General features: G+C 37.3%; 21 protein-coding genes. 5 read left to right on the plus strand and 16 right to left on the minus strand.

Annotation, left to right across the window (positions count from 1 at the left end):
* Positions 1-92: 92 nt before the first annotated feature.
* Positions 93-2,600: an O-antigen ligase family protein gene (locus GSH73_RS09135; protein ID WP_014758311.1), complete on the minus strand. Its 2,508-nt coding sequence runs from the start codon at positions 2,598-2,600 to the stop codon at positions 93-95.
* Positions 2,601-2,786: 186 nt separating this feature from the next.
* On the opposite strand from GSH73_RS09135, the gene GSH73_RS09140 reads away from it, so the two are divergent.
* The 5 genes from GSH73_RS09140 (at position 2,787) to GSH73_RS09160 (ending at position 8,030) form a co-directional block, all read left to right on the plus strand.
* Entirely contained in the window at positions 2,787-3,803 is a 1,017-nt protein-coding gene (locus GSH73_RS09140; protein WP_014758310.1) for an ABC transporter substrate-binding protein, read from the plus strand.
* 67 nt (positions 3,804-3,870) lie between these two features.
* Positions 3,871-4,617: an ABC transporter ATP-binding protein gene (locus GSH73_RS09145; protein WP_014758309.1), complete on the plus strand. Its 747-nt coding sequence runs from the start codon at positions 3,871-3,873 to the stop codon at positions 4,615-4,617.
* Positions 4,610-5,419, plus strand: a complete 810-nt coding sequence (locus GSH73_RS09150; RefSeq protein WP_014758308.1) for an ABC transporter permease — start codon at positions 4,610-4,612, stop codon at positions 5,417-5,419. The genes GSH73_RS09145 and GSH73_RS09150 overlap by 8 nt, the downstream gene beginning before the upstream one ends.
* 87 nt (positions 5,420-5,506) lie before the next feature.
* Positions 5,507-7,144 carry an NAD+ synthase gene (locus GSH73_RS09155; RefSeq protein WP_014758307.1) on the plus strand — a complete coding sequence of 546 codons (1,638 nt, stop codon included), beginning with the start codon at positions 5,507-5,509 and terminating at the stop codon, positions 7,142-7,144.
* Between the two features lie 19 nt (positions 7,145-7,163).
* On the plus strand, positions 7,164-8,030 hold the full coding sequence (locus GSH73_RS09160) for a DMT family transporter (protein WP_014758306.1): 867 nt from the start codon (positions 7,164-7,166) through the stop codon (positions 8,028-8,030).
* 11 nt (positions 8,031-8,041) lie between these two features.
* Here the strand turns inward: GSH73_RS09160 and GSH73_RS09165 are convergent, their stop codons facing one another.
* The 15 genes from GSH73_RS09165 to tig all read right to left on the minus strand — a co-directional run bounded on the left by GSH73_RS09165 (position 8,042) and on the right by tig (position 23,153).
* Positions 8,042-9,499, minus strand: coding sequence for a PepSY1/2 domain-containing protein (locus GSH73_RS09165; protein WP_014758305.1), 1,458 nt, complete (start codon positions 9,497-9,499; stop codon positions 8,042-8,044).
* 81 nt (positions 9,500-9,580) lie between these two features.
* Positions 9,581-9,994: a F0F1 ATP synthase subunit epsilon gene (locus tag GSH73_RS09170; RefSeq protein ID WP_014758304.1), complete on the minus strand. Its 414-nt coding sequence runs from the start codon at positions 9,992-9,994 to the stop codon at positions 9,581-9,583.
* Positions 9,995-10,004: 10 nt separating this feature from the next.
* Complete coding sequence (gene atpD, locus GSH73_RS09175) at positions 10,005-11,390, minus strand: F0F1 ATP synthase subunit beta (RefSeq protein WP_014758303.1); 1,386 nt, start codon at positions 11,388-11,390, stop codon at positions 10,005-10,007.
* Positions 11,391-11,428: 38 nt separating this feature from the next.
* A complete protein-coding gene (gene atpG, locus GSH73_RS09180) occupies positions 11,429-12,286 on the minus strand; it encodes an ATP synthase F1 subunit gamma (protein WP_014758302.1) in 858 nt (285 codons plus the stop codon).
* Positions 12,286-13,806, minus strand: a complete 1,521-nt coding sequence (atpA, locus tag GSH73_RS09185; protein ID WP_014758301.1) for a F0F1 ATP synthase subunit alpha — start codon at positions 13,804-13,806, stop codon at positions 12,286-12,288. The genes atpG and atpA overlap by 1 nt, the downstream gene beginning before the upstream one ends.
* Positions 13,807-13,835: 29 nt before the next feature.
* On the minus strand, positions 13,836-14,369 hold the full coding sequence (gene atpH, locus GSH73_RS09190; RefSeq protein WP_014758300.1) for an ATP synthase F1 subunit delta: 534 nt from the start codon (positions 14,367-14,369) through the stop codon (positions 13,836-13,838).
* The gene (gene atpF / locus GSH73_RS09195) at positions 14,357-14,845 is read right to left on the minus strand and encodes a F0F1 ATP synthase subunit B (RefSeq protein WP_013788579.1); all 489 of its coding nucleotides are present in this window, start codon (positions 14,843-14,845) and stop codon (positions 14,357-14,359) included. The genes atpH and atpF overlap by 13 nt, the downstream gene beginning before the upstream one ends.
* Before the next feature lie 22 nt (positions 14,846-14,867).
* A complete protein-coding gene (atpE, locus tag GSH73_RS09200; RefSeq protein WP_013788580.1) occupies positions 14,868-15,092 on the minus strand; it encodes an ATP synthase F0 subunit C in 225 nt (74 codons plus the stop codon).
* Positions 15,093-15,174: 82 nt separating this feature from the next.
* Positions 15,175-15,831 (minus strand): F0F1 ATP synthase subunit A, encoded by a 657-nt coding sequence (locus GSH73_RS09205; protein ID WP_014758299.1) that lies wholly within the window; start codon positions 15,829-15,831, stop codon positions 15,175-15,177.
* Positions 15,832-16,054: 223 nt separating this feature from the next.
* The gene (gene yihA, locus GSH73_RS09210) at positions 16,055-16,657 is read right to left on the minus strand and encodes a ribosome biogenesis GTP-binding protein YihA/YsxC (protein WP_014758298.1); all 603 of its coding nucleotides are present in this window, start codon (positions 16,655-16,657) and stop codon (positions 16,055-16,057) included.
* A gap of 2 nt (positions 16,658-16,659) precedes the next feature.
* Entirely contained in the window at positions 16,660-18,978 is a 2,319-nt protein-coding gene (gene lon, locus GSH73_RS09215; RefSeq protein WP_014758297.1) for an endopeptidase La, read from the minus strand.
* 70 nt (positions 18,979-19,048) lie between these two features.
* Entirely contained in the window at positions 19,049-19,909 is an 861-nt protein-coding gene (locus GSH73_RS09220; RefSeq protein ID WP_014758296.1) for a sigma 54-interacting transcriptional regulator, read from the minus strand.
* 61 nt (positions 19,910-19,970) lie between these two features.
* The gene (clpX, locus tag GSH73_RS09225) at positions 19,971-21,245 is read right to left on the minus strand and encodes an ATP-dependent Clp protease ATP-binding subunit ClpX (RefSeq protein WP_013788585.1); all 1,275 of its coding nucleotides are present in this window, start codon (positions 21,243-21,245) and stop codon (positions 19,971-19,973) included.
* A gap of 20 nt (positions 21,246-21,265) precedes the next feature.
* A complete protein-coding gene (gene clpP, locus GSH73_RS09230; RefSeq protein ID WP_014758295.1) occupies positions 21,266-21,850 on the minus strand; it encodes an ATP-dependent Clp endopeptidase proteolytic subunit ClpP in 585 nt (194 codons plus the stop codon).
* Positions 21,851-21,854: 4 nt separating this feature from the next.
* On the minus strand, positions 21,855-23,153 hold the full coding sequence (gene tig / locus GSH73_RS09235; protein WP_014758294.1) for a trigger factor: 1,299 nt from the start codon (positions 23,151-23,153) through the stop codon (positions 21,855-21,857).
* Positions 23,154-23,263: the final 110 nt, after the last annotated feature.

The following is a 23,263-nucleotide window of genomic DNA, read 5'->3' on the forward strand; positions in this document are numbered from 1 at the left end:
TTTTATATAACAATTTTATTAATTTATATCAATTGTATCTATTTAATACAAACATGTCAATCAGTACAATATGAATACAAAAAAGGGATACATCACTGTATCCCTTTCAACACTTCTTTTGAGTTTTGTATTATTTGCTTTGTGGCATCAGTCATGGGTTTTGGCTCTTCTGACTTTGAATTAGCCTTATTAAACAAGTTCTCAACATCTACAGCCTTTTCAAGATATTCTTTAGCTTTTGTTTTATCATTGTTTTGCAGGTAAAACATGCCTACTTTATTATAAGCATCAGCCAACTGCTGATAATTTTCTGGCCTTAAAGGCTGTACATCGACGGCCTTTTTAACATATTTAAGCCCATTATCTATCTGACCATGAGATAGATAAAATGCTCCAAGCTGTGCCAAAAGCTGAGAGTTGTGCGGTTCTAAATCGACTGCTTTTTGTTCTTGGGTCATCGCTGCTTGATAAGTAGCCCCATCTTTTGTCTGATCTGCTATACTTGCCAATGTCTGACCGTAAGACATCCTGTACTTCGCATTCCACGGATCATAAGAAACAGCGCTTTTGTAATACTGCATTGCCTGAGGAATATTGTTAGTCTTTGCAAATTGGTCTCCTTTTTCTGCATAGCTCAAAGCTGTGGAAAGTGAGAAAGACATAAACATGACAACTATGCCTGCTGCCAAAACGCCAAAACTGTAATATCCATTGTATAATTTCTTCCCTTTCACTACAGCTATATTTTTAGGTGCTTTGCTTATGTTCATGCTGTTTATTATGCCGATAAGGGAATATAAGGCTATTGTGACGGCAGACAGCGAAAGATCAAAATCCATAGCAGCATGGGCATATATGCTCAATATGCCTAAAGTTGCTGCCGCCAGCAGTATGCACTCCTCTACGTCTAAGTCGGATTTATAAAGCTTGATAACTGACAGTACTAATGTAACTAAGAAGAATATCATCGCTAAAGCTCCAACTAAGCCTGTATCAAGCAAAACCTGCATGAAGTAATTATGTGTCTGTGTAGTCCAGTACAAGTATGACTGATATTTGAAGTAAAGTGACGCCCAAGCACCTCCGCCTGCACCAAAAAGTGGATAGTCTTTGAAAATCTTGAATCCGTCCTTGTAAAACTGCATTCGCTCTGAGCTACTATGGCTTGTCAAGCTTATGTCTTGTATCCTTGATGCCACATTTTCAGGCAAGTATTTATATTTAAGCATTATATTTTGAACAGCATTTGGGTCATTCTTAGGATAGATGTACGCCTTGTCAAATGTCACAGAGGTACCTTTAAAATAGTTTGTAAAAGTAATAGCTAATCTTTTCGTATCTTTCAAAGTGGAGAATTCTATCGTCTTTTCACCACTGAAAGTTTCTTTGTCGTACACATCTTTTATCTTCGTAGGCTGATCGAGGTCATTTCTGCTTTCTATGGTAATGTCGTACGCCCAATCCTTATTATCACCATTCTTTGATATCACATCGTACTTCAACACATATATTCTGTCAGCATCCACGTCGACAAATCTTGTAACACTTTTACCGCTATCTGCCTCGTTTTGACTATGACTTAGTGTAAGAGGTACTTCCGTTGTCAATACCATATAACCTGCTACGGTTGATAACACACCAACAATGACAATTATGGATATGCCTATTTTTAAACTTATCTTGTTTACCGTTTCTACCAAAAAACTCACAATGTACGTAAATAACAATGCTAAGAGGCATCCTACAAGTATCCACATAACCAAATTGTGAGGCTTAGATCCATTTACGACAGAGTTAAATTTAAGTATTGGCAACGCTGACGCTACGATTATACCTATCAAGTAAATAAATGGCTCTACCCTTTTCCCTTTTGGCATCATTATTATAAGGAATAAAAACAGAAAAGGAAACATCACCCAAGCGCCTCTGGATAGCGTAAAAACATAAGCATAAAGCTGCATAAAAGCTTCTACTCCGTAAAGTGCTTTTAAATACCTGTTTTCTGTGTACGATATGAGTGCAAAATTTACAAACAAAAATGCCATCAAAAACGATGCAGCAGTATTAGCATATTGAAATGTGGAATTAATCCTTCCTCCAACCCATGAACCATTGTAGTTTACGTACCCCGCTGCAGACAAAAGACCTACTAAAGCTACTCCAAATGAGCTTAAAACAAGCACATTCAAAAGTATCCATATTTTTTTCTTGTCATTGGCAAGTCTGCTGACCAAAAAGTATATAAAAACATAATCGACGTACTTTAATACTTCTCCTATTGCAGATCTTACATTTACAGCAAAAAACGTAGAGATTAGATATGCGCCTATTATTGATATTGCAGCATAATCCAGTCTTTCAGAGATTATCGGCTCTTTTTTTACAATCTTCACCAATGACCATATTATGACGACAATTGAAGTAATGCATATAGTAGGCAAAAACTCATTGTCAAAGTACATGCCACGAAAATACGGCGGCAATGCTATAAGAAGAAGCAATGATATGTAAAATACAATATTCATCACGTTTGTGTAATCTGTGCTTCTTTTAGAAACATCAATGTTGACCTTGTTCTTTTTTGCTGCTTTTTGTGCCATATCGATTCTCCTTTATATATTTTATAAAAATGCACAAATAATCTTATTCGACAAAAAAATTTAATTTCCTCCTTGTGAAATCATTTAACAAAATAAAGTAAGAAAAAAACTTCATCTTTTTTCAATCACCATTTACAATTGATAGAATATAATAAACTGAAATCAAATTAAATAGGAGGTATCCACATGAGAGGCAGAAAATTACTTATTTTCACTCTTATACTCATATTTGTACTTACATCTTTCTTATTCACCGGTTGCAAGGCAAAAGAGCAAAAGCTTACAAAGATAAACTTTATTGAAACCGTGCATTCAATTTTTTACGCGCCATATTATGTAGCTGTCAACAAAGGCTTTTTCAAAGAAGAAGGACTGCAATTAGAGATAACTACTGCACAAGGCTCAGATAAAGCTGCGACTGCCGTAGTTTCAGGTCAAGCTGACATTGGACTACAAGGTCCAGAAACCACCGTTTATGTGTACAAAGAAGGAAAACAAGATTATCTCGTAAATTTTGCACAGCTTACTAAGAAAGATGGTTCTTTCTTAGTTGGCAAAAAACCGGAGCCTAATTTCAAATGGGAAAATCTAAAGGGCAAAAAGATAATAGGCGGAAGACCTGGCGGAATGCCAGAAATGACTCTTGAATATATACTGAAAGAGCATGGTATAAACCCTAAAAAAGATGTAAATCTTGTAACGAATCTTCAGTTCACAGCGACAGCAGGTGCTTTCATGAGATCAGATGCAGACTATGTGGCACTTTTTGAACCAACTGCATCACAAGTTGAAAGCGAAAAAGGAGGATACATCGTGGCATCTGTAGGTGCCGCCGGACACGATGTGCCGTATACAACATTTAACGCAAGAAAAAGCTATATAAAGGAGCATCCTGATATCATCCAACACTTTACAAATGCAGTTTACAAAGGCATGTTGTACGTGCAGTCTCATTCATCAAAGCAAGTAGCCGAAGACATAAAATCATTTTTCCCAGATACTGATATTGATATAATTGCAAAAGTAATCGACAGGTATAAAAGCATAGATGCATGGGGCACTACACCACAGATGAAACCATCTGATTTTGATGCTCTTCAGAATGTCTTATTAAACGCTGGTGAAATCGACAGCAAGGTAGATCCAAACGCATTAATCGACAATACTTTTGCAGACAAGGCTGTCGCAACAATAAAGAAATAATAAATTGGGGACAACCGAAAGATTGTCCCCTGTAAGCATGTCTAAAATATGACAGGAGGTGCATCTGGTGAAGAAAGTAATGGTTGAGCTTTCAAACATATCTCTAAACTATCATACGATAAAAGGCGAGACGGAAGCTATAAAAGACGTATCATTTAACGTATATGAAGGAGAATTCGTAGGCGTCATAGGCCCTTCTGGATGCGGTAAATCCACACTTTTGTCTATCATTGCTGGTCTTTTAAAGCCGTCAAATGGAAGCGTAATTGTAAACGGAAAAGTAGGATACATGCTTCAAAAAGACCATCTTTTTGAATGGAGAAACATCATGCAAAACGTCCTTTTAGGTCTTGAGATACAAAACGCTGTCAATGAAAACTCTATAAAAAACGTAGAAGATCTACTGGAAAGATATGGATTATCAGAATTTAAGTACCATTATCCTAATCAAATATCCGGTGGAATGAGACAGAGAGCAGCGCTAATCAGGACATTGGCCTTAAAGCCTGATATCATGCTTCTCGACGAGGCTTTCTCGGCCCTTGACTATCAAACGAGGCTCGCCATATCTGATGAAGTGTGGACTATTTTGAAAAATGTTAAAAAGACAGCGGTAATAGTAACCCACGATATTTCCGAAGCCATCGCAATGTGTGACAGGATTGTAGTCTTGTCCAAAAGGCCTGCAGTCGTAAAAAACATATATGAGATACATCTTACGTGTGACGACCGATCGCCTATCGGATGCAGAAAAGCACCTGAATTCAAAGAATACTTCAACGAAATATGGAAGGAGCTTGATGTGCATGTATGAAGCAACTCAAAACATGTCAAAGGAGCATGTAGAATTTCTGAAGAAAGTGAAAAGAAAAGAAATCGCCATTAAAATCACTCAAATATCCATACTCGTTGCTTTTTTCGCATTATGGGAAATAGCAGGAAGGCTAAGGCTCATAGATCCATTTCTGTTCAGCCAACCATCTCGCATGATAAAGACCATAATAAACTTAAGCGAAGACGGCTCACTTTTTACGCATATATGGGTCACATTAAGCGAGACGCTTATTGGATTTGCTCTCGGGACATTTTCTGGCATAGTGATAGCTATACTGCTTTGGTGGTCTGACTTTGCCTCAAAAGTCGCAGAACCGTATTTGATCGTCTTAAACAGCCTCCCTAAAATCGCCTTAGGACCAATATTTATAGTCTGGATGGGAAATGGCGAAGCACCAATTATAACAATGGGCTTAGCCATATCGCTGATTGTGACTATTATAAGCCTCGAGACAGGGTTTAAACAGGTAGATGAAGATAAGATAAAGCTTCTAAAGACATTTGGAGCCACCAAATTTCAAATACTGACAAAATGTATACTGCCCGCCAGCATACCAACTATCATGTCTGCTATAAAAATCAATATGGGTTTATCCTGGGTCGGTGTCATAACAGGAGAGTTTTTGGTATCAAAAGCAGGATTGGGATACCTTATCGTCTATGGAGGGCAAGTATTCAAGTTAGACATAGTAATGACAAGTGTCCTTATACTGTCTATCCTGGCCGCACTTATGTACGTTCTATTAGTCTACATCGAAAAGAAAATCATCAAGTGGCAGTAGTTTTCATTGATACACCGTTTATGCTGGTGTATTTTTTTTTATTATGTGCTAAAATATCTTTATGAAAATAATTCGAGGTGATACTAAATGAAGATAGCATTAGCACAATTAAATCCGACTGTCGGCGATATAAAAACCAATTGCGAAAAGATAATCATGAATATAAAAGAGGCTAAAAAAGCCAATATGGATCTTATCGTTTTCCCAGAATTGTCTATAATCGGATATCCTCCAAAGGACTTATTATACAACCCTGATTTTTTAGAAACATCATATAGAGCCCTTAATGATATGCTTTTGCCTGAAACAGAAGGTATTGGCGTCATTGTAGGAACCGTTACAAGAGATGAAGAGAAAGACTATTTGCTTCACAATTCAGCGCTTCTCCTTTACAATGGCAAAATAGTGGGACAAGCAGATAAGACCCTTTTGCCAAATTACGATGTATTTGATGAGCAAAGGTATTTTGAACCAGCTAAAAAGCGTACTTGCATCGACTTTAAAGGAATGCGGCTTGCAATCAATATCTGTGAAGACATCTGGAACGACAAGGATTTTTGGGAAAGGCCAAGGTACGATATAGATGTCTTGGAAGAGCAGTATAAGTTAAACCCAGACATTTTTATAAATATTTCTGCATCTCCATATAACCTTGGAAAACACGAATTAAAAGTACAAATGGTAAAACAAATATCAAAGAAATACAAACTGCCTCTTATATACGTAAATCAAGTAGGCGGCAATGACGAACTGATTTTTGATGGAAATAGTTTTGTGATAAATTCAAATGGTGATAGAGTAGCAAACCTTAAAGCTTTTTGCGAAGATCTCGTTTTTATCGATACTGATGAGCTTAAATATCTTGCGCCTTTAAAAGATGTAAAAGAAGACATATCATGGGTTCACGATGCCCTGATCTTGGGCCTTAAAGACTACTTCAGGAAAACTGGCTTTAAAAAGGCAGTTGTAGGCTTAAGTGGAGGAATTGACTCTGCTGTCACATGCGCACTTGCAGTAAAGGCTTTAGGGCATGAAAATGTGCTGGGTGTTTCTATGCCATCTCGGTATTCATCAGAAGGCAGCAAAGATGATGCAAGAGATCTTGCTAAAAACTTAAACATAGAATATCGGGTAATACCTATTGAAGATGTCTTTAAAAGCTACATATCAATTTTTAATAGAAATGGCGATACTGTAGGTGACCTTGCGGAAGAAAATCTCCAGGCCAGAATAAGAGGCAATTATCTAATGTTCATATCAAATAGAGAAGGTCATATGGTCTTGACAACAGGAAACAAATCAGAGATAGCCGTAGGATACTGCACACTGTATGGCGACATGAGTGGTGGGCTTGCTGTAATATCTGATGTTCCAAAGACAATGGTGTATGAGCTTGCAAAGTATATAAATAAGGAAAAGACAATAATCCCTATATCCACTATAGAAAAGGCTCCATCGGCCGAACTTAGGCCAAATCAAAAAGATACAGATTCTCTGCCACCGTATGAGATACTCGACGATATATTGAAGCTGTACATAGAAGAAGATAAATCGGTAAGTGAGATCGTGTCAAAAGGCTACGATGAAGCATTGGTAAAAGATGTCATAAGGAAGGTGAATAACGCCGAATACAAGAGAAAGCAAGCAGCGCCAGGTCTTAAAGTTACCACAAAAGCATTTGGCGTAGGAAGACGGATGCCAATTGCACAGCGTTTCAGACCATGATTTAAGGGAGGCTTAAATATTGTCTAAAAAATTAAAAAGCGATATAATGTTGGTCTTAGTGACTATCATTTGGGGTTCTACATTTGTCATAGTAAAAAAAGCTACAAGTATATTGCCGGTTTACAATTTTTTGTTTTTAAGATTTCTCATAGCGCTCATCGTGCTTGTCATAATGTTCGGCAAGAGACTGCTTCACATTGATAAAAATACATTTGCAGTTTCTATCATGGTAGGCATAATGCTTTTTTTAGGTTATGCTTTTCAGACATTAGGCTTAAAATACACGACTGCATCAAAATCTGGTTTTATTACTGGATTTAATGTAGTGCTTGTACCTATATTGGAATCATTTTTCTTAAAAACTAAACTGTCAAAGACATCATGGTTAAGCGTATTATTAGCACTTAGTGGATTATTTCTAATGACGGCCAATATTGACTTAAAAATTAACTTTGGAGACTTTCTCACTCTCCTTTGTGCTGTATCTTTTGCGTTTCAAGTAGTTTTGATAGCAAAATACGCACCATCTGTGGATACCGTATCATTTGCGATAATTCAGATATTTGTCGTAACAATATTAAGCGGAATTTTTTCATTTATTTATGAGAAACCTGCAATACCGACTGACAAAACCGTTTGGTTTGCACTTATATTGACAGGAATCTTTGCGACAGCATTTGCATTGGCAGTTCAAAACACTATGCAAGCTAATACATCAGCTACACATGCTGCCATCATATTCTCTTTAGAACCAGTTTTTTCAGCCATAACTGCTTATTTAGTATCTGGAGAAATCATGACATTGCGATCCATCATAGGAGGCTTTCTCATGCTTTTAAGCATGATTTTATCTGAAATGCCGTCTAAAGATAATTTAAGGGCTTAAAAAGCCCTTTTTTAATATGGTTTTATTATTTCACCTGACTTTGCATCTATTAAACTTGATTCAACAGGATCATCAACTGTATAAACCGGTATAATGCCTTTTTCCGTTTTGTAATATTTCAATGAAAAATTACATTTCTTCAGGTATTTAGCTGTAACGTCGCCTTGATTCATAATGTCAACAGGCTTTGGATAAGGTATATCGTAGTTTTTGTAAGTATACGAAGATACATTTCCATCTCCATCAACATCTACAGTTATGGCATTGTTTATAAAAGGTATGTTGTAATGTTTTAGTGGGAAGACAAAGTGGTATCCATAGATATTGCTATTCATATTATCAACATCATTAAATCCAAAATCAATATACGGCAATGCTTCTTTGAAATTTTCTCTTACAAATGATTCTGCTTTATTAAGGGCTGTTTCCCGGGAAATTGATGAATCAAAACTACTTTTACTGCTTTTTAAAATATCCACCACATTTCCCGTATCCGCATTTACCGCTACATGCAAATAGCCTATTCCATTTGATTTGTTCCATGAAAACGTCCATACTTTCAAATTAAGCCCACCATATTTTTCAATGTAGGCTGTATCCTTTAATTCATAATCGCTTCCTGCATATTTTGCTGCTATCTTAAATGCTTCATCTTTGTTTACAGGTGTTTTGTTTAATACAGGCTCCATATCCATTTTAATATCCACATTGCTTGGAGCACTTAACTTTACTGCGTTTCCATTTATGTCTATTATGTCGCCTGTATACGCATTTATCATGTACTGAGGCGATGGTGAAACATACACAAGTTTTACATCGCCTTTATTTCTATTGTAAATTACCGTATAAACCAATCTGGGTTTTAGGTATTCTTTAAAAAGTTTTGTAGCTTCATTTATATCGATCACGTTTTTCAGTGTAGGCAAGTCCCCTTCTGTCCAATCGTATGTGTAATGAGTGACTAAACCTGTTCTTTTATCTACAGAAACATTTATTGTGTCGTACAGAAACACAATGCCATTTTCTTCTCTTTTCCATTTAAAACTATATTCATCGTAACTGTCGTTTTTGTAATTTGCATCATACTTGTACTTGCCTAAGTTCTTAGGATTTACTCTGTCCAGAAATTCCTCTGCTATCTTTTTCGCATCGTTTCGCTTTATATTCTTATTGCCTTTAAAATCAGTGATAAAATTGTACCTTATTATTTCACCTGTCTTAGCGTCTACAGTGACAGTTGTATTCTCAAAAACATCGTTCTTTGTATAGCTTAAAATCCATACAGAGTCTTTGTTTGTAAATTCTCTGTATTGAATATTCTCACTGTCGTATTTTATGTCTCCCAATTTTTCTTTTACTATAGATATGGCTTCTTCTTTTGAAATAACAGGTGAAGTTTCCGCTGCATAAACATTAAATATTCCTGTCAAAATTATAAATGCAAATACAGAAGCTATTAATTTTTTCATATAAAAACACCTCCACTATTTTCTCCTATTTAGATTTTGGTCTAAATAGGATGTTTTTATACACAATGGTGGAGGTAATTCTTATATATTTTTGTATTTTTTTGCAATTGTCATTCTCACTAAAGCACGCCTCAATGCTGCTTTAGCGAGAAGATACTCTTTCTGACTTTTCTTTTGCCTTAGCCTTTCTTCTGCTCTCTCTTTAGCTGCTTCAGCCCTTTTTATGTCTATCTCTTCAGGCCATTCTGCAGCATTAGCAAGTATTACGACATTGTCCTGCTTCACTTCCATAAAGCCATTTGAAATGCTGGCTTCTTTCCATTCATTGTCGTTTTTTATTTTAAGCGTGCCAATTCCTAATGCGACAGTCATCGGAATGTGCCCCTTTTGGACTCCTACTTCACCAGCACTTGTAGTAACAATGATCTCCTCCACATCGCCATCGTAAAATTTGCGATATGGAGTCAATACTTCGAGGTGATACTTATTGTCCATGTTATGCACCTCACTTCATTTCTTCAGCCTTTTTGTACACTTCGTCAATGTTTCCTACCATGAAAAATGCTGCTTCAGGTATGTCATCCATTTCACCGTTGACGATCTTCTTAAATCCTTCTATTGTTTCCTTAAGTGGCACATATTTTCCTGGTATGCCTGTAAATGTCTCGGCAACGAAGAAAGGCTGTGATAAAAACCTCTGTATCTTCCTTGCTCTATACACTGTAAGCTTGTCTTCATCTGACAATTCATCCATGCCAAGTATTGCTATTATATCTTGAAGCTCTTTGTACTTCTGGAGTATTTCCTGAACACGCCTTGCAACAGTGTAATGTTCTTCACCGACTATATTTGGCTCCAATATTCTTGACGTAGAATCTAATGGATCTACTGCTGGATATATGCCCATCTCAACGATGCTTCTCGACAAAACCGTAGTCGCATCAAGATGAGTAAATGTGGTCGCAGGTGCAGGGTCTGTCAAATCGTCTGCAGGCACATAGACAGCCTGTACAGATGTTATTGATCCACTTCTTGTAGAAGTTATCCTCTCTTGAAGTGCCCCCAACTCTGTTGCAAGTGTTGGCTGATAACCAACCGCAGACGGCATTCTGCCAAGAAGTGCAGATACTTCTGAACCTGCCTGGACAAACCTGAAAATATTGTCGATGAACAAAAGCACATCCTGATGCTTTTCATCCCTAAAGTACTCAGCCATTGTAAGACCTGTAAGAGCAACTCTCATTCTGGCTCCTGGCGGCTCATTCATCTGTCCAAAGACAAATGCAGTCTTGTCAATGACGCCAGATTCCTTCATTTCATGCCACAAGTCATTGCCTTCACGCGTTCTTTCACCAACACCTGTAAAAATAGAATATCCGCCATGCTCTGTCGCTATATTCCTTATAAGCTCTTCAATCAAAACCGTCTTGCCAACGCCAGCTCCACCAAACAAACCTATCTTACCGCCTTTTGCATAAGGTGTAAGAAGATCTATGACTTTTATGCCGGTCTCCAAGATTTCTGTTACTGGGCTTTGTTCTTCAAAGCTGGGGGCATCTCTGTGTATAGGCATGTACTTGTCTGCTTTTACTTCGCCAAGTTCGTCCATCGTCTTGCCCAACACATTAAACATCCTGCCAAGCGTTCCTTCGCCTACCGGTACAGAAATTGGCCCGCCTGTATCAAAACATTCCATCCCTCTCTTTAGTCCATCTGTAGACGACATTGCAACGCACCTTACGGTGTTGTCGCCTGTATGCTGAGATACTTCTACGATTATCTCATCACCTTTAAATGGGATTCTTATGGCATTGTTGATTGGCGGCAAATCTTCGTCAAAACGTATATCAACAACCGGTCCTATTACCTGTGTTATATAACCCTTATTCATATTAGCCTCCATTCAATCTAAAAAATTTTTCAAAGCCTTTAAACGGATGAACCTCCGATTATCTCCGAAAGCTCCTGCGTTATAGAAGCCTGTCTTAATCTATTGTACTCTAATGTGTACTTCGCAATCATCTTGTCAGCATTTGATGTAGCACCATCCATCGCAACCATTCGCGAAAAGTGCTCTGATGCAAAAGCATTTACCAAAAAGCTGTACACCAAACCTTTGATGTACTCAGGAACTAAAAGGTTAAAAACTTTTGTCGGCGATGGGTCGTATATCATATCGCTTAAAATTTTGACATCTTTATCGCTGTTGAAATTCTTTATGTCTAAAGGCAAGATTTTTACCGTTTTTACAATCTGCCTTAATCCAGCCATCTCAGTGTAAACAGCGTAAATATCGTCTATTATCCCTCTATCGTAAATATCCACAAGTAAATCAGATATTTCACCTGCTGCTGATGTGGTGGGATTTTGGGCTGTGTATAAAAATTCCACATCCACATTGTAACCCTTGTTTAGAAAATAGCTGCGTCCCACTTCGCCAATAACCATCAAATTCTGCGTATCACCATCTATGACTTCCTCCGCTTTTTTGATGACATTGTGATTGTATCCGCCGCACAATCCTTTGTCACCAGTTATGACGATGACTGCCTTTTTCCTTTTTCCTTTTGCTTCATGCTGTCTTTCAAAATAATGTGAAGTCGCTTCACCGCTATGAATAAGTATATCTTCCATAGTTGATTGTATCTTTTCATAGTACGGCCTTACATTGTCCAGCATCGTTTTTGCTTTTCTAAACTTCGCGGCTGAAATGAGATTCATGGCTCTTGTTATTTTGCGAGTCTCTTTTACGCTTTTTATTCTGAGTTGAATGTCTCTCTTTCCCATTATGCATCACCTTTCGATGCGTATTTGCTCCTGTACTCCTCAATAGCCGCCTTCAACTTTTCGATCGTATCATCTTCCAACTTTCCTGTTTCTCTGATAGTTTTCTTTATATCAGGATGATTTATGTCAATAAACTCCAGCAAATCTTTTATAAATTTCTTAACGTCTTGAAGCTCAACATCCATGAGGTACTTATTCATTACCGTGTATATCATTATAACCTGATCTTCCATTGAAATAGGCTGATACCTTGGCTGCTTAGTTATCTCAACAATTCTCTCGCCTTGCCTTAGCAAATCAAGTGTAGATTTATCAAGATCAGATCCAAACTGTGCAAAAACCTCTAACTCCCTGTACTGTGACAGCTCCAATCTCATTCTTCCAGATACTTTTTTCATGGCCTTTTTCTGAGCTGCACCGCCGACACGTGACACTGAAAGGCCGACATTTATAGCAGGTCTTATACCTGAATAGAAAAGCTCTGACTCCAGATAAATCTGACCATCTGTTATTGATATGACGTTTGTAGGAATGTATGCTGAAATATCGCCTGCAAGGGTTTCTATTATCGGCAACGCCGTAATCGATCCGCCACCCATGTCGTCAGATAGCTTAGCTGAACGCTCCAAAAGCCTTGAATGCAGATAGAATACATCTCCAGGATATGCCTCTCTTCCTGGTGGCCTTCTCAAAAGAAGCGAAATCGTCCTGTACGCCACAGCATGTTTTGAAAGGTCATCGTACACTATGAGGACGTCTTTTTTGTCATACATAAAATGCTCTGCCATCGCACAACCTGCATAAGGTGCCAAATACTGAAGTGCCGCTGAATCACTGGCAGTTGACGCAACTACTGTTGTATATGACATTGCACCAAATTTCTCTAATGTGTTTACGAGTCCAGCAATAGTAGAAGCTTTTTGACCAATTGCCACATATATACAGTAGACATCTTTATCCTTTTGATTGATTATCGTATCTACAGCTATGGCAGTTTTACCTGTCTGCCTATCTCCTATTATAAGTTCTCTCTGTCCTCTGCCTATTGGAATCATGGCATCAATTGCTAGGATTCCTGTCTGCAACGGAGTATCCACAGACTTCCTCTTTATTATAGGTGGTGCTGGATACTCTACAGGCCTTGTGCCATCACTTTTTACAGGTCCTTTTCCATCTAAAGGCTGTCCCAATGGATTTACGACTCTACCTAAAAGGCCGTATCCAACAGGTACTTCCACAACTTTCCCTGTTCTTTTTACAACTGTGCCTTCCTTTATGGACTCAGGCTCTCCTAAGACAATTACGCCTACGCTGTCTTCTTCTAAATTCATCACCATGCCGTATACGCCATTTTCAAACTCTACCATCTCACCGTATATGGCTTCGTCAAGCCCGTATATCTTTGCTATGCCATCACCTGCTGTTATAACACGGCCTACATCTTCTGTTTTAATCGAGAAATCAAAATTTTTTATCTTGTCTTCCAGAATTGATGTGATTTCTTCAGGTTTTATATCCATATATTCACCTTCTATTTTTAAAGTCTAATTCAACTTACACTTACTAAATTTTTAAGCATTGTTTCAAGTTTTCCCTTTATAGAACCATCAATGACTTTGTTTCCAATCATAATCTTCAATCCACCCAGTATAGACTCATCAACTGTAGGATTTAAATTGACTGTTTTCTTGAAATTCGACTCCAATCTGCTTTTTATATCTTCAAGTGTTTTTGAGTCAAGCGGGTGTGCAGAAACTACTGTGGCATTTACGATACCTTTGTAGTCTAAGTACAGTTTCTCATATTCATTAAATATCTCTTGAAAGATGTGTTCTCTGTGTTTTGATATGATGAGCTTTATAAAATTTATGACTTCTTTATCATAACCATTTAAGATGTCATCTATCAAGCGCATCTTTTGTTTGATGTAGATGCCCCTTGTTGTAATAATTTTGTATATTTGTCTATTTTTTAACATTTCAGATATGCTTTTAAGCTCACTGTAGTATTTTTCGATGCTGTCATTTTCTCTGGCGGCGTTAAAAAGAGCACGTGCATATTTTTTTGCTATTACTTGTTCCAAGATGCACCTGCCTCCTTAACCACCTCATTTATTATTTTGTCGTCATCGATGTTGATATTGCCAATAGCCTTTGAGGCTGCTTCTATTATAAGGTGTGACAAGCTAACCCTAAGATCGTGCATCGCCTTTATCTTTTCAGTCTCGGCTTCTTCTTTTGCCCTTTCTATTATGGCTTTTGCCTCTATGTTTGCCTCTTCTATGATCTTTTCTGCCTTTTCTTTTGCATACTTTTCTGCTCTGTCGATGATGGCTTTTCCTTCATCATCTGCTTTTTTCAATATTTCTTCATATTGCGCTTTTAATTCGTTAGCTTCATGAACCTTTCTATCTGCTTCGTCCAGAGAATTTTTTATCCTCTGCGACCTTTCCTCCATAAATTGCGTGACTGGTTTAAACAAAAATTTTCTCAATATCAAGTATAAGACGACAAGATTTATTATGGTGAAAATGAAAGTATACGGATTTATAAGGCTCAATTTATTACCTTCTTTCGTATCATTATGGTTTCATGAAGAATATAATCAAAAAGGCAACTAAAAGACCATAAATAGCTGTTGCTTCAGACAAAGCACCTCCAAGGAGTAAAAACTGCATTACACTGCCTCTTGATTCTGGCTGTCTTGATACAGCTTCAACCGCCTTTCCTGTAGCAATACCTATACCTATTCCTGCACCAATACCTGAAATTGCAGCTATTCCTGCTCCTATAGCCAATAAATTCATTTTCATCTCTCCTTTTAATTAATTTTAATTATATCTTTTGCTAAAACATTTCAATTATCAACAAATCATCTAAATTATATTACTATTCAACTGCTTCTTCAATATAAAGCATGGTCAAAAATACAAACACCACCATCTGCAGTGCACCATCGAATAAATCAAAGTATATGCTGAATATGGCCGGTACGACTATTGGTACTACTTTGCTTATTAAGCCCATGATTATAAAAGCTGCTATGATGTTGCCAAACAACCTGGCTGCAAGTGATAGTGGTCTTGTAAACATATCAAGAATCTTCATAGGGAAAAAGAATGGCATCGGCTCAAAAAATGATTTTGCGTAGCCTTTCAAGCCCTTAGCTTTAATCGACGCAATTATGACTACTATGATAGACATGATTGCCAAAGCTGAAGTTGCGCTTAAGTCTTTTGTAGGAGGTGTCAAACCAAATAAATCGATAGTGTTTGCAAGTATCAGATACAAAGCAACAGTCCCTAAATACGGTGCAAATGATGCCCAATACTCCCCTAACGCATCTTTTGTAAAAGAATTTAATACGTCTATGATGGTCTCAACAAAATTCTGCACACCAGTAGGAACCTGATTCCAACCTCTGGTGACGATGAGAGAAGCTATCGTCAATATGGCCATTATTATCCACGTAACTACGACTGTAGTTGTGACTGGAATGCCTCCAAATATGGGGATCGTAAACACTACCGATTGTCCTATTTCCACTTATATCACCCCTTTCGCTCATTGATAAATACAATTATAATACTTCATGATGTAAATTTCAAATCCTATTTTCATGCAACAACTTAGAAAAAATTTCTTCTCATTATCATTATTCGCATAATTACTTTTATATGCTTCATTTAAACACAAATTACGGCTTTATCGCCTCATCAATTATATCGTCTATCATCCCATTTACTTTAATGCTATATCATAAAAAATTTTACTCAATCGTCACATCATTATGTTCAACAATTGAATCCAAGTAGGTGTAGACATCATCTACACCTGTCTTTTTTAAGGAAGAAAATGGTATAATCTTCTCCTTATCAACCAAAAGCGTCTCAGATATGACTTTTAAAGACATCTGTATCTCATATCTTTTCAACTTGTCTGACTTTGTAGCAACTACTTGAAAGTCAATGCTTCTATTCTTTAAGTAGTCAACCATTAAGACATCGTCATCTGTAGGTTTATGCCTTATATCAACCAACATTATGGCACCTACCAGGCATGTTGATGTGTTTAAGTACGTCTCAATATTTTTAGCCCATTGCTTCTTAAGCTCTTTTGATACCTCTGCATAGCCATAGCCCGGCAAATCCACCAAGTAAAAAGAATCATTTACGATGTAGAAATTAATTCCCTGAGTCTTTCCAGGTTTTTGGCTTACCCTTGCAAAATTGTTTCTGTTTACTATTGCATTTATGAAAGACGACTTCCCTACATTAGACCGGCCTATTACTGCAATTTGCTTAAGTCCATCATTTGGATACTGTGTCTTATTGTATGCTGAAATTTTAAGCTCTATTGACTTTACCTTCATAGTCACTCATCACCTACTAACGACAGTTTCAAAACTTCATCTATGTTTGAAACAAATTTAAATTCCATTTTCTTCTTTACACTTTGCGGTATCTCATCTAAATCCCTTTTGTTGTCTTCTGGCGCAATTACTTTAAAAATACCTGCTCTATGTGCAGCCAGCACTTTTTCCTTTAAGCCGCCTATCGGTAAGACTTTACCTGTAAGGGTTATTTCGCCGGTCATGGCAATATCGCCTTTTACAGGAACTTTCTTTATCGCAGATACCATAGCCGTAACCATTGTTACGCCTGCTGATGGGCCATCTTTCGGTATCGCACCTTCAGGCACATGTATGTGAATGTCTAAATTTTTGTAAAAATCGCTATCTATTCCCAAAGCATCTGCATTTGACCTTATATAGCTGAAACCTGCTTGTGCCGATTCTTTCATCACATCTCCCAACTGTCCTGTCAATGTGAGTTTTCCGCTTCCAGGCATCGTAGTCGCTTCAACAGTAAGCGTATCACCACCTACCCTTGTCCACGCAAGTCCTGTCACCATGCCTACTTTATCTTTCAGATTGGCCTTGTCTACCCTGTATATTGGCTTCCCAAGGTATTTTTGCAGATTTTTCTTTCCTACTTTTATAGACTTTTCTTTATTTTCTACTATGGCCTTTATGGATTTTCGCACAACTTTTGCAATGTTTTGCTCAAGTGATCTCACACCGGCTTCTCTGGTGTACTCAGAGATTATGCCTACGATTGCCGAATCTTGTATCTTTATGATGTCTTCATTAGCACCGTGCTCTTTTAAAATTTTTGGAATCAAATACTCCTTAGCTATGTTCAACTTTTCTTCTTCTGTATATCCAGAAATGTATATAACTTCCATCCTGTCTAAAAGCGGAGCCGGTACCGTATCAAGTGTATTGGCTGTAGTCACAAATAACACTTTTGACAAATCAAATGGCAAATCTATGTAATGATCTCTGTACGTAGAATTTTGCTCTGGATCCAAGACTTCCAGCATGGCTGATGCCGGATCCCCTCTAAAATCAGAGCTCATTTTATCGATCTCATCAAGAAGAAACACTGGATTCTTTGAACCAGCTATTTTCAAAGAATTTATTATGCCACCTGGTATAGCTCCTACGTACGTCCTCCTGTGACCTCTTATCTCGGCTTCATCCCTTACGCCGCCCAATGACAGACGCACAAATTTTCTGTTCATGGCTCTCGCGATTGACTTTCCTAAAGAAGTCTTCCCTACTCCTGGAGGTCCTACAAGGCACAAAATAGGGCTTTTCATTTTCTCATGGAAGCTCCTTACAGCCAAAAACTCTAAAATCCTCTCTTTGACTTTTTTTAATCCATAGTGATCTTCATTTAATATTTTCTCGGCTCTTTTTATATCAAGCACATCTTTAGTCTCTTCATTCCACGGCAGGTCTAAAAGCCAATCGATGTACGTCCTTATGACAGAAGCCTCTTGATAGCCTGGTCCCATTCTGCTTAGCCTTCTTAATTCTTCTCTCGCTTTTTCCTTTACGTAATCAGGCAAATCCTTTGATTCGATTTTTTCTTCATACTCGTCTATTTCTTGATCAATCTCGTCAGCTTCACCAAGTTCTGCTCTTATCGCTTTTAATTGCTCTCTCAAATAGTATTCTCTTTGGCTTTTGTCTATCTGCTTATGAACTCGCATGTTGATCTTTTTTTCAATCTCCAGTATGTCAAGCTCTTTTAAGATAAATCCTAATAATTTTTCCAACCTTTCTCTTGGATCAAAGCACTCTAAAAGCTCTTGATTTTTGTCTTGGTTTAAGCTTAAATGTTCTGCTATCACATCAGCTAACCTTCCAGGTTCTTCAATCGTCACGACATTGTAAATGCTATCCAACGGTATTTTTGACGAAATGCTTATATATTCTTCAAAAGCTGACGTTACACTTCTCATCAAAGCCTCTAATTCGCTGTCTTTTTCTACCTCTAAATCTATCTTCTCTAAAACTTCTACTTCATAAAAGCTTTCATCGCTAATAAGATTTTTTAATTCTGCTCTGGAAATGCCTTCCACCAAAACCCTTACGACTTCTCCCGGAAGTTTAAGCATCTGTTTTACTTTTGTTATGGTGCCAACTCTATATATATCATCTATTGAAGGCTCATCTATATCAGCTTGTTTTTGCGTAACCAAAAAGACAAGTTGATTTCTAAGCATTGCCTCTTCAATAGCTTTAACAGATTTTCCCCTTCCTACATCAAAGTGCATGACCATATACGGAAACACTGTTATGCCTCTTAGCGGAACCATCGGTAGTATGTATTTCTTGTCCATAAAGTCACCTCTTTTGCCTATTTGCCTTATGATAAATATATTATACATTAAAATATTCTAATCTCAAAAACTATAAAATCACTCTTTTTAAGTCATCTGCAGTTATTTCATCTCTCCCATGCTTTAGCGCTTCAATAGCCAGATGCTGAAGCATACCTACAGCATCTTCTCCATTTTTTGCAGCGTCAGCAATTTTTATGCATACTCCATCATCAACGTGAAACATCCCCTTATTAGCAGCATTTTTGATTATATCTGCCAATACTCTTTTATGGTATTCCTTAAATTGAATGATTTCGCATAAATCTAACAATTCATCTGGTAAAAATGTAAAATCATCTGCATTAACAGCAACACGAAAATCTGCCGGAAATCCTTCTTTTAAAAAGCGCTTCACATGATCTGGAGCATTTAAAATCAAACTGTCTTCGTAGTGCACTTTTTTCGATTTCATAACATCTAAAAGCTTTAAAATATTGTCTGACGTCAAGTTTTCTGCATTACTAATGTAAAGAATCCCCTTATTTGCCCTTGTGACAAGCCCTATCTTTATTTTTTTCACTTTGTAAAAGCCAAAAGCAGTTTCATATACGTATCCAAACAATGAATTGCTAATAAAGACATCGCTGGTTTTCATATCAGGATAGTATTCTACAAACTCTCCACTTTTAAAGAAGCTTCCTTCGCTATTTTTAACCTCTCTAAAACACGCTCTTAAAATATCCCTTTTCCACGAACCTCCAGGACCAGTTAATACCATGCTCTTAGGGTTTTGGCTCCGCAAATTATTCAGTATTTTTAACACAGCCTCATCTTGACCTAAAATATCACCAACCTTTTGCACCCGGCACTTTTCTTTAAGAGGTTCATCAAGATGCATTTGAATGAATTTTTGCCTATCTTCGTATGGCATCGCAGTATTTTGTGTCATAAAAAACCTCCTTCTACATCTGATATTATGTGATAGAAGGAGGTTCTTATATACTTACTTGTTACGATACAGACTCAGATTTCTTGACTCTCTTTTTTGTCTTTTGCGACTCTGAGTAAACAATCGTAGGTGGAGCATTGTTTAAAACTGTTTCTTCTGTTATGATGCACTTCTCAATGTTGTCGCTGGATGGTATCTCATACATTACATCAAGCATAAGCTCTTCAAGTATAGACCTTAATCCTCTCGCGCCCGTCTTCCTGTCTATTGCCTTTTGTGCAATAACACTTAAGGCTTTTTTGTCAAACTCAAGTTTCACGCCATCCAATTCAAACAACTTTTCATACTGCTTTGTAAGTGCATTTTTAGGCTCTGTCAATATGCGTATCAAAGCATCCTTATCAAGAGAATCAAGTGTCACAACAATAGGAAGCCTTCCGATAAACTCTGGAATAAGTCCAAATTTCAAGAGATCTTCAGGCATGATATTCTTTAAGATCTCACCTATCTTCTTCTCCTGTTTGCTCTGAATCTCTGATCCAAAACCTAATGACTTTTTACCTATCCTGGATTCTATTATCTTTTCAATGCCGTCAAAGGCACCGCCAACAATGAACAAGATGTTTGTGGTATCAATCTGTATGAATTCTTGATGAGGGTGTTTCCGCCCACCTTGAGGTGGAACATTTGCCACAGTACCTTCTAAAATCTTTAACAATGCTTGCTGTACACCTTCACCAGAGACATCACGCGTAATCGACGGATTCTCTGATTTTCTGGCTATCTTATCAACCTCATCAATGTATACAATACCTTTTTCTGCCTTTTCTATGTCGTAATCTGCCGCCTGTATAAGCTTAAGAAGGATGTTTTCCACATCTTCACCTACATAACCCGCTTCCGTAAGTGATGTAGCATCTGCTATTGCAAACGGCACATTAAGCATCCTGGCTAATGTCTGTGCAAGAAGCGTCTTACCGGAACCAGTAGGGCCTAACATCAGGATATTGCTTTTTTGAAGCTCTACATCGTCAGATTTTACTCTGCTATTAATCCTCTTGTAATGATTGTAAACCGCTACTGCCAACGCTTTTTTTGCCTTGTCTTGACCTATTACATACTGGTCAAGAAACTCTTTTATCTCCTTTGGCTTCGGAAGTTCACCTATCTCTACATCGATGTTTTCTTCAAATTCTTCATCGATGATTTCTTGGCAAAGCTCTATACACTCGTCACAGATATATACGCCTGGACCGGCAACTAATCTTTTTACCTGATCCTGTGACTTCCCGCAAAAAGAGCACTTCAACTGTTTTTGATTATCATATTTAGCCATTTTTTCACCTCTTCCGGGGCCTATTTTCTCTTCACTAATATATCATCAATGAGCCCATAAGCTTTTGCTTCTTCTGGGTCCATGAAAAAGTCCCTTTCTGTATCTCTTTCAATTTTTTCTAATGGTTGTCCAGTCCTCTCTGACAATATCTTATTTAGTTTTTGCTTCATTTTTATGATTCTCTCAGCGTGAATCTTTATGTCTGTAGCTTGACCCTGTGTACCACCTAATGGCTGATGTATCATTATCTCGCTGTTTGGAAGCGAAAATCTCTTGCCCTTTGCACCTGCAGCAAGCAAGAATGCACCTGCCGATGCTGCCATACCAACGCACATCGTGACAACATCAGGTTTTATATACTGCATCGTATCGTATATGGCAAATGCAGATGTTATGGAACCACCAGGGCTATTTATATAAAGCCAAATATCCTTATCAGGATCTTCTCCCTCTAAAAACAAAAGCTGCGCAACGACGAGACTTGCTGATACGTCGTTTATCTCTTCCCCCAAGAAGACTATCCTGTCTTTTAAAAGCCTGGAATATATGTCGTAAGAGCGCTCTCCTCTATTTGTTTGCTCTACAACGATAGGCACTAAGCTCATAATATCACTCCTCTTTATCTATAATTTTACTATTCTCAAAAATAAAGTCAATCGTCTTAAAGTAGACTATATCGTCTTTTATATTGTTTATCTGAGACTCAGTCAGCTCTTTCTTCAAATCTTCCACTTTTACATTGTAATTTGTTGCCATTTCATTAAGTCTCTTATCTACTTCTTCATCTGTAGCTGTTATATTCTCTATTTTCCCTATCTTATCAACTACCAATTGTGTCTTAACTCTTAAAGCTGCATCATCGTGCATTTCTTTCCTTAAATCTTCTTTGCTCTTGCCTGTTATCTCTAAGTATTTGTCGAGATCCAATCCTTGATATCTCAAATTGTAATCGAGATCTCTTAAAGATATGTCAATTTGTCTATCTATCATTATTTCTGGTATATCAACCTTAGAATTTTCAACAACTGCCTTTACAGCATTTTCTTTCATTTCTTCTTTAGCGCTAAAATCATACTGTTCTTGTAATTCTCTCTTTATGTCCTCTTTCAATTCATCTAATGTATCAAACTCGCTTACGTCTTTTGCAAAATCATCATTTAGCTCCGGCAATTCTTTGTGCTTTATTGAAAGCAATTTTACTTTAAATACTACATCTTTTCCTTTTAACTCTTCAGCTCTGTAATCCTCAGGGAATTTTACATTTACGTCAAACTCCTCATTAACATTGTGTCCAACTATTTGCTCCTCAAACCCTGGAATAAATGTCTTAGAGCCTAACTCTAATGAATAATTATCACTTTTGCCTCCTTCAAATGGCACGCCGTCCAAGAAGCCTTCAAAACTTATGTCAACTATATCGCCCATCTGAGCTGCTCTGTCTTCTACTGGTACTACTCTCGCATTCCTCTGTCTCATCTGTTCAAGTCTATTATTAATGTCTTCGTCTTTAACATTATACTCTACTTTTTTGACTTCTATACCCTTGTACTGTCCAAGCTCTACATCGGGCAATACTGGCACTACTGCCTCTATGATAAGATCTTGACCCTTCCCAATCTGCAAAATGTCAATTGTTGGGTTGTCTATCGGTTCCAATTTAAAAGAGTCAATAGCTTCTTGATATGCATCTGGAAATACGTGCTCTATAGCGTCTTCATAAAGCACACCCTCGCCGTAATACTTCTCTACGATAATCCTCGGAGCCTTTCCACGCCTAAAGCCTGGTATATTAAATCTACCTACATTTTTTTTGTATGAAAAGTTTAATCCTTCTTCAAATTTTTCCTTTGGAATATTTAACTCGATTGTTGCAACACTGTTCTCTATTTTTTTAAGATTACTGCTCATTAAATAAATCCTCCTATTCATTTGTTTGCGTTAATAACTTCTATTTATTATATCATAAAAATTATTTTAAGCAAATGTCTATACTTTATTTTATCATTTTCCAGCATAAA

The organism is Thermoanaerobacterium aotearoense (assembly GCF_009905255.1).
Taxonomy (GTDB): Bacteria; Bacillota; Thermoanaerobacteria; order Thermoanaerobacterales; family Thermoanaerobacteraceae; genus Thermoanaerobacterium; species Thermoanaerobacterium aotearoense.